Here is a 12,679-nt window from a genome sequence, read left to right as displayed (position 1 = left end):
ACCGCACCCGGTCGCGGGGCTCTAGGGGCCAAATGCCTGTACCGGCTGTGCGGAAGTCCCCGGCGCGGCGTGGGCTCCGGCGGCGAAACGCGCTGCGCGACGGCGCAATCGGTGATCGGTGCGGCGGTCGCGGGCGGCGGGGACGGGCGGGGACGTTCGGAAGAACCAGCGTTTCGCGGCCTCGGCGAGCGCGAGATACACCAGGATCATGGCGAGGAGCGCGGCGAAGAAGCCGGCGGGCAGCGGCGTGAAGCCGAGCGCGGAGGCCAGCGGTGTCACGGGCAGCAGCGCGCCGATCCCGACCGAGGTCAGGGCGGCGGTCAGCAGGGCGACGCTGGGATGACTGCGGAAGAACGGCGTTCTGCGGGTGCGGATCACGAACAGCACCAAGGTCTGGGTGGCCAGCGATTCGACGAACCACCCGGTATGGAAGAGGGTTTCGCCGGCGTGGAAGACCCACAGCATGACGCCGAAGGTGGCGAAGTCGAAGATCGAGCTGATCGGGCCGAACACCAGCATGAACCGCCGGATCAGCGCGATATCCCAGCGTGACGGGCGGGCCAGCTGCTCCTCGTCGACATGGTCGGTGGGGATGGCGAGCTGCCCGGCGTCGTAGAGCAGATTGTTGAGCAGGATCTGCGAGGGCAGCATCGGCAGGAAGGGCAGGAACGCCGAGGCCCCCGCCGCACTGAACATATTGCCGAAATTGCTGGACGTTCCCATCAGGACGTACTTCATGGTGTTGGCGAAGACGCGGCGGCCCTGAGTGACGCCGTCGGCCAGCACCTGCAGGTCTTTCTCCAGCAGCACCACATCGGCGGCGTCCTTGGCCACATCGGTGGCCGCGTCCACGGAGACGCCGACATCGGCGGCGTGCAGGGCGAGCGCGTCGTTGACGCCGTCGCCGAGGAAGGCGACGTCGACGCCGAGCGAGCGTTGCGCGCGCACGATGCGTGCCTTCTGCTCGGGGTCGATGCGCGCGAAAACCGTGGTGGTGGGCAGTTTCTCGGCGAGCTCGCGGTCGGTGAGCCGGTCCACCTCGGCCCCGGAGAGGGTGCCGTTCACTGGTAGACCCAATCGTTCGCACACCTGCGCGGCCACGCCCGGATGATCACCGGTGATCACCTTGACCGTGACGCCGAGGGCCGTCAGGCGGCCGATCGCCGCTGCCGCAGAGGATTTCGGCGGATCGAGGAAGACCAGGAATCCGGCCAACCGGAGGCCGGTCTCCTCGGCGGTCGTCAACGACGTCGTCCCGGGGGCGGCGCGGGTGGCCACGGCGACCACCCGATGTCCGGCCGCGAACTCGGCATCGAGGGCGCCGATCGCGGACTCGGGCACCTGCTCGCAGCGGGCGAGCACGGCCTCGGGCGCGCCCTTGGTGACGATGACGCGTCCGCTCGCGGGTGAATCGACGAGGACCGAGACCATGCGGCGCCGATGATCGAAAGGAAGTGTCGCCGACCGCGAATACTCCCGCACCGCCGCCCGGGGCGCGCCCGGCGCCGCCCAGAGGGCGGTGTCGAGCGCGTCGCCGCCGACCAGGGCGCCATTCTCGATCGAGCCGTCGGTGCAGACCAGGCCGAGCGTGAGGACGTCGGCGCTGTCCGCCCCTTCCGCGGCGACCGCGCGCATGAATTCGATTCGGCCCTCGGTCAGGGTGCCGGTCTTGTCGGTGAACAGCACTTCGATATCGCCGAGGTCCTCGATGCAGACGAGCCTCTTCACCAGCACTTTGCGCTGGGCCAGCAGTCGCGACCCGGCCGCCAGGCCGGTGGACACCACCGCGGGGAGCAGCTGGGGTGAGATCCCGACCGCGATCGCCAGCGAGAACATCAGCGCGTCCAGCAGCGGCCGGTGCAGGACCAGGTTCACCGCGAAGATGCCGATCGTCAGGACGGCGGCCACTCGGACCAGCAGCATCGAGAACCGGCGCAGTCCGACCTGGAACTCGGTCTCGGGCTCCCGGTGCGCCAAACCGGCCGCGATACGCCCGAATTCGGTGTCACCGCCGGTCGCGATCACCATGCCGCGGCCGGTGCCGGAGGCGGCCACCGTACCCATGAGCGCACAGGACGTCAGTTCCGCGATCGGGCTGTCCGCGGGCACCGCGTCCGGTGACTTGCGCACCGGTTCGGGCTCGCCGGTCAACACCGATTCATCGCAGTGCAGCCCGGTGGACGACAGCAGTCGCAGATCCGCGGGCACCAGTTCCCCGGCCCGCAACTCGACGACGTCGCCGGGCACCAGTTCCACCAGGTCGATCGATCGGGCCACACCGTCGCGCACCACCACGACCTGGTGCCGGATGCGGTCGCGCAGCGCGTCGGCGGCCTGCTCGGCGCGAAACTCGTTGACGGTGCCGAGACCCACCGACATGGCGACGATCACGCCGATGACCACCGCGTCGGTGCGCTCGCCGAGGAAGAAGGCGACGGCGGCGGTCACGGCCAGCAGCAGCAGGAGCGGGGAACGCAATTGCCTGGCCACGACCGATCCGAGCCGAACCCGATGGGTCCGAACGGCATTGGGGCCGAATACGGCCGCCCGGCGGGTGTATTCGGCTTCGGTCAGACCGGCATCGCCGCTGTCCAGCGCGGTCATCACCTGCTCGACCGGTCGCGACGCGGCGAGCGTGGCCGAGAGGGAGTGAACCGGTTGGCGCGGGCCGGTATTCGCGACAGTCGCGCGCGCGTGCATCGGCATGCCTTCGAGGGTTGCGCTGGAACGCGGGGATCGATAGGGCCCGCCCGCACGCGGGTCGAGGACCAAAGGCCCTGTAGCCGAGGACTTGCCGCCACTGCGACTACCGGGCGGTGCCCCGCATGATTGGCAGGTCGATCCCCAGGGCCACGGGTGGTTTCAGGAGCGAGGCATGGGCGGTCCGCACACCGGATTGCGCTGTACACCGGTCGAATAGAGTCTCCGCCGCGACGTGACACCTGCAGTCACGGGGGACGGTGACCGGACCGGCGCTGCCGGAGACGCACTTCCGGGCGCCTTCGCTGCGTAATCGCTCCGGCCCCGGGGGTCGGCTGTGGAGAAGGCCGCCTCGCCGCAGCGACGAACGCCGCGCCCCGATCAGCGGGCGCGGCGCTGCGCGATCTCGAGCTACGCCGGATGGGGGTGGGCTACACCGGATGGGGGTGTTCGCCGCGCAGCTTGGAGGCGTAGACGGCGGCCTGGGTGCGGCGTTCCATACCGAGCTTGGCGAGCAGCCGGGAGACATAGTTCTTGACGGTCTTCTCGGCGAGGAACATGCGCTCGGCGATCTGACGGTTGGTCAGGCCCTCGCCGAGCAGATCGAGGAGCTTGCGCTCCTGTTCGGTGAGTCCCGCGAGCGGGCCGTCGGTCTGCGTGCTGCGGCGCAGCCGGTCCATGAGGGCGGCGGCGGCGCGATTGTCCAGTAGCGAGCGGCCGGCCCCGATCTCCTTGATGGCCTTGGCCAGTTCCATGCCCTTGATGTCCTTGACGACATAGCCGCTGGCCCCGGCCAGGATGGCGTCCATCATGGCCTGCTCGTCGGTGAAGGAGGTGAGGATCAGACAGCGCAGCCCGTCCAGGCGGGAGAGCAGATCGCGGCACAGCTCGATGCCGTTGCCGTCGGGCAGCCGCACGTCGAGCACCGCGACATCGGGGTTGAGCGCGGGAATCCGCGCCAGCGCCTGGGCGGCGTCGGAGGCCTCGCCGACGACGGTGATGTCGGGGTCGCTCTCGAGCAGGTCGACGAGCCCCCGACGGACGATCTCGTGGTCGTCCACGAGAAAAACGGTGGTCATGGCCGGTTCCCATCTTCTTGGGTGGTCAGGTCAACGATAGCGCGCGGGGCCCCAGCCCAGGAAACACCGAAACTCAATCCGTCACCGCGGCGGCGGGGGCGGTGATCTCGAGGATCTGCGCCAGAGGCAGTCGCGGTGTGCGGGGTTGGCGCCGCTCGGAGGTGGGGACGCTCCCGATCCGGACCAGGACCTGCGGCTGCTCGTCGCGGCCGGTGAGCGCCCGGATCATGGCACGGCTGCGTTCCAGCTCGGTGACATGGGTCAGCGGGCAGGTCGCGTAACCGGCGACCGTGCACTCGAGCAGAATTGTCGACAACGCCTCTCCGCAGCGGACGCGTTCGATCGCGCTGTCTCCGCTCGACAGGACCACGACGACGGATTGGTCCTCGTCGACCTCGGTGCGCCGCGATTCGCCGCCGACAGCGGGCAGGACACGATTGACCTCGACACGCTCACGCTCCTCGGTGGAGATCCGAGCCTCCGGAGGGATCCCCTCCGACACCAGCGAATGCCCTGCCCACCACTGCAATTCGGCCTGATAGCCGGAATCGTAGCGGCGTACCGCGGCGGTGAGCCGCGACGCGTGGGCCAGCTCGGCGCGGGCTTCGGGCGGCAGCACGGTGATCACGGCGTCGAGCGGGTCGACGATCACCGGCAGCACCGGTTCGAAGTCGCGCCAGTCGTCCGGGGCGTTGAACGGCAGCCGGTCGGTGTAACGGATTTCGATGGCGGCCGCACGATCCCGGTCGGCGTCGGTGACGATGCGCGCGGGCTCGAAGGTGACCGTCGCCAGGTGTGCGTGGTGGGTGGGGTTCGGGAAGTAGGCGACCCGGGTCTGCCATCCGGCGGCGGCGAGCGCGGACCGCAGATGCCCCAGGGCCAGACCACAACTGATCAGCAGCTGTCGTCCGGAGGCGTCGGTGGCGGGCAGCATGCGCTCGCGGACCGAGTACAGGTGCAGGGCGGCGCCGTCGAAGACCCAGCGCCACGGCTGGCTGTTGTGCAGCGAGGGCGCTCGACCGGCTAGCCGGACGGCCTGCTCGATCGTGTCGCCGCTGGGTAGTGGGCTCATGGACTCACGCTAGGACGCACGCGGTCATAGCCGCAGGGGCCATTGGTCCTCGGTGCGGTGCTACAGGACCCTTGGCGACACGCCGGGCGCGACGCACGCTGAAGGGGTGGACGAGCACACACAGGCCACGCCGTTGATCGATGCGCGGCGGCACGATGCGGTGATCTTCGATATGGACGGCGTGGTGACCGACAGTGCTTCGGTCCACGCGGCGGCCTGGAAGGATACCTTCGACGACTTCCTGACGCACCGTCCCGTGGTGCCCGGCGAGGATCGATCGCCGTTCACCGCCGACGACTATCTGCGGTGGGTCGACGGCGTCCCTCGATACCAGGGCGTCGCCAATTTCCTTGCCGCCCGCGGTATCTCACTGCCGTACGGGGAATCCGGCGACGGTGAGGACGTGGGGACCGTCTGCGCGCTGGGCAATCATAAGGACCGGCTGTTCCTGGATCGGCTCACCCGAGACGGGATACCCGCGTTCGCGAGCACGGTGGCGTTGGTGCGCCGCCTACAGGCCGCGGGACTCGGCGTCGCGGTCTTCTCCGCCAGCCGCAACTGCGCCGAGGTGCTGCGCGCGGCGGGCATCGGTGATCTGTTCGGCGTGCGGGTGGACGGAATCGCCGCCGACGAGCTGGGATTGGCGGGCAAACCCGATCCGGCGATGCTGCTCGAAGCCGCGCGCCGGCTCGGGGCCGAACCGGCGCGGACCGTGGTCGTGGAGGATGCGGAGGCCGGTGTGACCGCCGGCCGCGCGGGTGGTTTCGGCCTGGTGATCGGCGTCGATCGGAGCGGGCACGGGGACCGGCTCGCCGACCACGGAGCCGATGTCGTGGTCGCTGATCTCGGACAGGTGGAGCTGCGCAACGGTTTCCGGCGGATGTCGGAGCTGCCCGAGGCCGCTGCGGCGCGCCTGGGGGACCTGCTCGACACCGAAAAGGCCTCGGTGCTACTCGATTTCGACGGCACGCTCTCGGCCATCGTGCCCGACCCGGCCGCCGCGACCCTGGTCGACGGCGCGGCCGCCGCCCTGACCCGGCTGGCGGCGCGGTGCCCGGTCGCCATCGTGAGCGGGCGTGAACTGGCGGATCTGCGTGATCGGGTGGGCGTGGACGGACTCTGGTACGCCGGGTGTCACGGATTCGAGCTACAAGCCCCGGACGGGACGACCCATGTGCACGACGCTGCACCGGGCGCGGAAGCGGCTCTCGCCGCGGCCGCGGCGGAGCTCGAGCGGGCGCTCGGCGACGTCCCCGGGATTCTGGTGGAGCACAAGCGGTTCGCCGTAGCGGTGCACTACCGGCGCGTGCCGCCGGAACGGGTGCGCGCGGTGACCGCCGCGGTCCACGCCCAAGCTCACGGCCGGGGCCTGCGGGTGACGGGCGGGCGGAAGGTCGTGGAGCTGCGACCGGACGTGGACTGGGACAAGGGAACCGCACTGCACTGGATCCTGGGCCACCTCACCACGCCCACCCTGCCGATCTACGTCGGCGACGATCTCACCGACGAGGACGCCTTCGACTCCATCGAGGCCGAGGGGCTCTCGGTGGTGGTCCGCCACGACGAGAACGGCGACCGCCGGACCGCCGCCCGGTTCGCGTTGTCGGGCCCGGCAGGCGTGCGCGTGTTCCTCGACGACCTGGCCGGGTTGTTCGAAGCCGAATCGTCCGGGGCGGTGTCGGATTCGTGGGTGCTCGCCTTCGACGGCTACGACCCGACGCACGAGCGGCTCCGGGAGGCGTTGTGCACGGTCGGCAACGGCTACCTCGCCACCCGCGGCGCGGCGCCCGACTGCACGGCGAGCGAGCACCACTATCCGGGCACCTATGTCGCGGGGACCTACAACCGGCTCTTCGACCAGGTCGCCGGGCGTACCGTCGACAACGAGAGCCTGGTGAACCTGCCGAACTGGCTGCCGGTGACCTTCCGGGTCGGCGACGGCGACTGGTTCGACATCGACTCCGTCGAATTGCTGTCCTATCGGCAGGAATTCGATCTGCGCCACGCGGTCCTGTCGCGGCGGTTCCGTTTCCGCGACGCCACCGGGCGGGTCACGCGGGTGCGGCAGCGTCGCTTCGCGGCCATGCACGCCCCGCACCTGTGCGCTCTGGAGACGGAGGTGACCGCCGAGAACTGGTCGGGCACCGTGATCTTCCGATCGAGGGTGGACGGCGCCGTGCGCAATGAACTGGTGGCCCGGTATCGCGACCTGTCGGGCGATCACCTCGCGCCGGTGTCGGCGCGCGAACTGTCGCCCGAATCGGTGCTGCTGGTCATGCGCACCGGACAGTCGGGGATTCCGGTGGCGACCGCCGCACGCGGAACCCTGCACCGTGACGGGGTGAAACTGTGCCCCGCAACCGAACTCGTCCAGTCGGAGAGCTCGATCGGACACGACCACGGCGTCACGCTGGCCGAGGGGGACACCGTCGTGCTGGAGAAGATCGCGGCCGTGGTCACCGGTCGCGACCACGCCGTCTCGGCCCCGGACGACGAGGCCGCGCGGTCGTTGCGCGCGGTCGGCGGATTCGCGGATCTGCTCGAATCCCATACGGCAGCCTGGGAACACCTGTGGGATCGGCTGCGCATCGACCTCGACGGCGGTGATCAGGCGACCCGCCTGATCCGGTTGCACCTGCTGCATCTGGTGCAGACCCTGTCACCGCACACCGCCGATCTCGACGTCGGCGTCCCCGCGCGGGGCCTGCACGGCGAGGCGTACCGCGGGCATGTCTTCTGGGACGAGCTGTTCGTGTACCCGGTCCTGAACCCGCGCTTCCCGCGCTTGGCGCGCGGGCTGCTGCGCTACCGCTACCGGCGACTACCCGAGGCGCGCCGCGCCGCCGCCGCGGCCGGTCAGCGCGGAGCGATGTTCCCGTGGCAGTCGGGCTCCGACGGCCGCGAGGAGAGCCAGCTGCTGCATCTGAATCCGCTGTCGGGGCACTGGAATCCGGATCCGAGCCCGCGCGCCCATCACATCGGCAGCGCGATCGCTTACACCGTGTGGCAGTACTACCAGGCTTCCGGCGACCTCGAATTCCTCACCGACTACGGAGCCGAACTGTTGGTCGAGATCGCCCGATACTGGGCGAGTGCGACCGAGTACGATCCGCGGCACGATCGCTATCACCTGCGTGGCGTCATCGGGCCCGACGAATTCCACACCGGTTCGCCCACCGCGCCCGGGACCGGTGTCGACGACAATGCCTACACGAACGTGATGGCGGTGTGGACGGTGCTGCACGCTCAGCGGGCTCTGGAGCGGCTGACGCCACGGGCACGCGCGGAACTGCTGGAGTCACTGCGTGTTTCGCCGCGCGAGGTGGCCCGGTGGGAGCACGTCAGCCGCCGCATGTTCGTGCCGTTCCACGACGATGTCATCAGTCAGTTCGACGGGTACGAACTCCTGGCCGAACTCGATTGGGACGGCTACCGGCAGCGCTACGGCGAGATCCAGCGGCTCGATCGCATCCTCGAGGCCGAGGGCGATGACGTCAACCGGTATCGGGCCGGCAAACAGGCCGACGTGCTGATGCTGTTCTACCTGCTCTCGGCCGACGAATTGCGCGACCTGCTCGAGCGCCTCGGATACGCACTGCCGGGGGAGATGATTCCCCGCACCATCGACTACTACCTGGCCCGGACTTCGCACGGGTCCACGCTGAGCGCGCTGGTCCACGCCTGGGTGCTGGCCCGCGCGCACCGGTCGCAGGCGATGGAGTTCTTCGATCGGGTGCTCGACTCCGATGTCGCCGACATCCAGGGCGGCACCACGGAGGAGGGAATTCACCTGGGCGCCATGGCCGGAAGCATCGACCTGGTGCAGCGCTGCTTCACCGGGATGGAGATCCGTTCCGATCGGCTGATCTTCAACCCCTGCTGGCCGTCGGAGCTGGGGGAGCTGCGCTATTCGATCGTCTATCGGGGACATCGCCTGGCGATTCGGATCAGCGCTCGCGCGCTGGAGGTCGCCGCGGATCCGGGACGCGCCGATCCGGTCGAGATCCAGTGTGACGGCGTCACCGAGATGCTGGCGGCCGGGGCCACGGTGCGGGTGCCGCTGGACGCGCGGGACTTCGTGGCGGGCCGCGATCAGGAACGCAGCTGAGCGACGCCCCAGCGGACCAGCCCCACCGCGACCGCCAGGTATTCGGCGAACGCGAGGTAGACCAGCACCGCGCCGTACATCCGCGCCCAGACGAACAGATAGTCGGTGGACGCGGGGATCGCGACGACCATGATCGAACCGAGAACCAGCGCCGCTATCGCCACGGCGTGCGGTGGTGCGGGAGAATCCATGGTGATCAGCCTCGTCCCGGCGGGAGGCGGGCAGCAGGGCCGTTGTTCCCGACCCGGGAGTGACCAACGGCGGCCGAAGTACCGATTCGGTGATCAGGGGCGGCCGCGCAGGGGCCTTTGGTCCCCGGTTCGAGGACGATCGCCCGCAGTGGCGGGGTAGGTCGCGTTCCTACCGTGAGAGGACCAGCCCGGTTCGGGCACCGATGATTTCACCTCACCTCGGAGGCCACGATGGCACAGCAGCAGTACGACGATCCGCACCGGCTGGCAGCCGCGCCCGTCGTGGTCGGCGTGGACGGCTCGGATGGTGCGGCCCGTGCCCTGCACTGGGCGGTGGATTACGCGACGCGGCACCGGCGGCGACTGCACATCGTCCACGGAATGGACCTGGTCGGCGTGAGCCGTGGCGTGGGAACCTACGCGGTCGCGACGCAGCCGCTGATCGACAGCGTCAAGTCCGCGGGCCGGACGCTGATCCTGCGGGCGGTGCAGGCCGCGGCCGCGGACGATCCGCAGCTTCCGGTCTCGTCGTCCATGTCGGGCGACACCGCCGCGCAATTGCTGATCGACGACAGCGCGACCGCGTTCGCGGTGGTGATCGGCGCGTCCGGCACCGCCGGAACCCTCGCGCATCTGGGTTCCACCCTGTTCGCCGTGACCAGCCATGCGCGGGGCTCGGTGATCGTGGTGCGGCCGGATCCCGACACCGGCGGCGCGGTCCGGACCTCCGGTCCGGTGGTGGTCGGTGTGGATGGCAGCCGGACCAGCGAGGCCGCCATCGCGGCGGCGTTCGTCGAAGCCTCCGAGCGCCGCACGGGGCTGGTGGCCATGCACGCGTGGAGCGACTGGGACACCGGGCAATTCGCGGGGGACGTCTCCGCGGCGATGATCGGGAACCTGGACGATATCGAGGAAGCCGTGCTGGCCGAGCGGCTGGCGGGCTGGCAGGAGAAGTACCCGGACGTGGACGTGACCCGGGAGATCGATCTCGCCGGGCCCGCGGCCCAGCTGACCGAGCTGTCGAAGACCGCGCAACTGGTGGTGGTCGGCAACCGTGGCCGCGGCGGGTTCGCCGGCCTGCTGCTCGGATCGACCGCCCACTACCTGGTCCAGCACGCGCACTGCCCGGTGATGGTGGTGCACGCCGAGGGCAAGGAGGCCAAGCGATGACGAGGACCATGCCCGGTTCCGCGACCGGAATCCGGGACGACCTGGTCGATCTGGACGCGTGGTGGCGTGCGGCGAACTATCTGGCCGCCGGCCAGATCTATCTCATGGACAATCCGCTGCTGACCGAAAGGCTTCGGCCCGAACACATCAAGCCACGGCTGATCGGACACTGGGGCACCGTGCCCGGGGTGACCCTGACCTATGCCCACCTCAACCGCGTCATCATGCGCACCGGGCAGGAGATGCTGTTCGTGCTCGGTCCCGGCCATGGCGCGGCGGCGCTGACCGCCGCGACCTGGCTCGAGGGCACCTACCCGCTGCGCCACCCGGAGGTGGGGCAGAACCTGGCCGGGATGCGGGAGTTGTTCCGGCAGTTCTCCTTTCCCGGCGGCGTGCCCAGTCACGCCTCACCGCATCTGCCGGGCTCCATCCACGAGGGCGGCGAGCTGGGCTATTCGCTCGCGCACGCCACCGGGGCGGCCCTGGACAATCCGAACCTGGTGGTGGCCTGCATGATCGGCGACGGCGAGGCCGAGACCGCCGCGCTGGCCACCAGCTGGCACGGATCGCTGTTCCTGGACCGCGTCACCGATGGGACCGTGCTGCCGATCCTGCACCTCAACGGCTACAAGATCGCGAATCCGACGCTGCTGGCCCGTATGTCCCGCGGAGAACTGGACGCCATGCTCACCGCACAGGGCTGGGAGCCGATGTACGTGGAGGGCTCCGATCCGGCCGAGGTGCACGTACGCTACGCGACCGTGCTCGACGAGGCGATGGAACGGATCCGTGAGATCCGTGACGACGCCGAGCGCGGGCTCGGGCCCCGCGATCCGTGCCGCCCGATGATCGTGCTCGCGACCCCGAAGGGGTGGACCGGTCCGGCGATGGTCGACGGCGTCCGCGTGGAGGGCACCTTCCGGTCCCACCAGGTGCCGCTGGCAGGCGTCCGGGAGAACCCCGAACACCTTGCGCAACTGGAGCACTGGCTGCGGTCCTACCGGCCCGAGGAGCTCTTCGACGCCGACGGTCGTCCGGTCGGCCGGATCGCGGACCTGCACCCGCAGCACCTGCGCATGAGCGCGAACCGCGCCGCGCACGGACACGACAGCGTCGACCTGCGGCTCCCGTGCCCGACCGACTACCGGGTCGAATTCGCAACGCCCGGAACAGAATCGGCCGAGGCCACCCGCGTACTCGGCGGCTACCTGCGGGACGCCCTGGTCGAGAATCCCCGCAATCTGCTGTTCTTCTCCCCGGACGAACACACCTCCAACCGCCTGGACGCCATTCTCGAGGTCACCGGCCGTCGCTGGCGCGAGCGGCGCATCGTGGGCGACGATCGGCTGTCTCCGGACGGCCGCGTCTTCGAGGTGCTCTCGGAGCATCTGTGCCAGGGCTGGCTCGAGGGCTACCTGCTCACCGGCCGCCACGGGGTGTTCTCCACCTACGAGGCGTTCGCGCACATCATCGACTCGATGGTGGTGCAGCACGCGAAATGGCTGCACATGGCCGCCGATTTCGCCTGGCGTGAGCCGATTCCCAGCCTCAACTACCTGATCACCTCGCATGTGTGGCGGCAGGACCACAACGGGGCCTCCCATCAGGATCCCGGCTTCATCGACCACGTGCTCAGCAAGCGGCCCGAGGTGAGCCGGGTGTATCTGCCCCCGGACGCCAACTGCCTGCTGCATGTCTTCGACCACTGCCTGCGCAGCCGGGGACGGGTGAACGTCGTCGTCGCGGGCAAGCAGCCCGCACTGCAATACCTCGACGACGACGCGGCGCGGGTGCACTGCGAACGCGGACTGGGGGTCTGGCGGTGGGCGAGCACGGATTCCGGTCGTCCCGCCGAGATCGTGCTGGCCTGCGCGGGCGATGTCCCCGCCCAGGAGACCCTGGCCGCGGCCGCGCTGCTGCGGGACATGGTGCCGGACTTGGCGGTTCGTGTGGTCAATGTGGTGGACCTGGCGCGGCTGTTCCCGCCGGACCGTCACCCGCACGGCATCGCCGACGAGGACTACCGCGCCGTCTTCACCGACGCCCCGGTGATCTTCGCCTTCCACGGCTATCCCTGGCTGGTCCACCGCATCGCCTACCGCCGCCCGGGCCACGACCGCATGCACGTCCACGGCTTCACCGACAACGGCACCACCACCACGCCGTTCAGCATGTGCGCGATGAACGGCATCGACCGCTTCACCCTCGCGGCCGCCGCTCTCGCCGAGGTGCCCCGCCTCGCCGACCGGCTCGCGCCCCTGACCGAGCGGTTGACCACGCAGCGTGAAGCCGCCGACGTCTATGCCCGCCGCCACGGCATCGACCCGCCCGAGATCGCCGACTGGCGCTGGCCGGCGGC

At 69.9% G+C, this 12,679-nt stretch carries 7 protein-coding genes; 3 read left to right on the top strand and 4 right to left on the bottom strand.

Going from position 1 to position 12,679, the window contains the following annotated elements; translation table 11 throughout:
- Nucleotides 1-21: 21 nt before the first annotated feature.
- From mgtA to ACFV4K_RS18370, 3 genes are all read right to left on the bottom strand, one after another.
- Nucleotides 22-2,706, bottom strand: a complete 2,685-nt coding sequence (gene mgtA / locus ACFV4K_RS18380; RefSeq protein ID WP_379276222.1) for a magnesium-translocating P-type ATPase — start codon at nucleotides 2,704-2,706, stop codon at nucleotides 22-24.
- Nucleotides 2,707-3,131: 425 nt separating this feature from the next.
- Complete coding sequence (locus ACFV4K_RS18375) at nucleotides 3,132-3,779, bottom strand: response regulator (protein WP_379276221.1); 648 nt, start codon at nucleotides 3,777-3,779, stop codon at nucleotides 3,132-3,134.
- Nucleotides 3,780-3,852: 73 nt separating this feature from the next.
- The gene (locus tag ACFV4K_RS18370) at nucleotides 3,853-4,851 is read right to left on the bottom strand and encodes an Acg family FMN-binding oxidoreductase (RefSeq protein ID WP_379276220.1); all 999 of its coding nucleotides are present in this window, start codon (nucleotides 4,849-4,851) and stop codon (nucleotides 3,853-3,855) included.
- A gap of 106 nt (nucleotides 4,852-4,957) precedes the next feature.
- Here ACFV4K_RS18370 and otsB point away from each other — a divergent pair, with 106 nt between their 5' ends.
- On the top strand, nucleotides 4,958-8,959 hold the full coding sequence (gene otsB, locus ACFV4K_RS18365) for a trehalose-phosphatase (protein WP_379276219.1): 4,002 nt from the start codon (nucleotides 4,958-4,960) through the stop codon (nucleotides 8,957-8,959).
- Here the strand turns inward: otsB and ACFV4K_RS18360 are convergent.
- A complete protein-coding gene (locus ACFV4K_RS18360) occupies nucleotides 8,944-9,150 on the bottom strand; it encodes a hypothetical protein (RefSeq protein WP_379276218.1) in 207 nt (68 codons plus the stop codon). The genes otsB and ACFV4K_RS18360 overlap by 16 nt on opposite strands.
- A gap of 231 nt (nucleotides 9,151-9,381) precedes the next feature.
- Here ACFV4K_RS18360 and ACFV4K_RS18355 point away from each other — a divergent pair, with 231 nt between their 5' ends.
- On the top strand, nucleotides 9,382-10,320 hold the full coding sequence (locus ACFV4K_RS18355; protein ID WP_379276217.1) for a universal stress protein: 939 nt from the start codon (nucleotides 9,382-9,384) through the stop codon (nucleotides 10,318-10,320).
- Nucleotides 10,317-12,679: phosphoketolase (locus tag ACFV4K_RS18350; RefSeq protein WP_379276216.1), on the top strand; the 2,363-nt coding region annotated here is incomplete at its 3' end. The genes ACFV4K_RS18355 and ACFV4K_RS18350, both read left to right, overlap by 4 nt.

It is taken from the genome of Nocardia sp. NPDC059764, from assembly GCF_042732555.1.
Lineage (GTDB): Bacteria > Actinomycetota > Actinomycetes > Mycobacteriales > Mycobacteriaceae > Nocardia.
This window is presented reverse-complemented; position numbering and strand designations above follow the sequence as displayed.

Coding starts and splice junctions, on each gene's coding strand:
- ACFV4K_RS18370 (WP_379276220.1), bottom strand. CDS start 4,851: ATGAGCCCACTACCCAGCGGCGACACGATCGAGCAGGCCGTCCGGCTA.
- ACFV4K_RS18375 (WP_379276221.1), bottom strand. CDS start 3,779: ATGACCACCGTTTTTCTCGTGGACGACCACGAGATCGTCCGTCGGGGG.
- ACFV4K_RS18360 (WP_379276218.1), bottom strand. CDS start 9,150: ATGGATTCTCCCGCACCACCGCACGCCGTGGCGATAGCGGCGCTGGTT.
- ACFV4K_RS18355 (WP_379276217.1), top strand. CDS start 9,382: ATGGCACAGCAGCAGTACGACGATCCGCACCGGCTGGCAGCCGCGCCC.
- mgtA (WP_379276222.1), bottom strand. CDS start 2,706: ATGCCGATGCACGCGCGCGCGACTGTCGCGAATACCGGCCCGCGCCAA.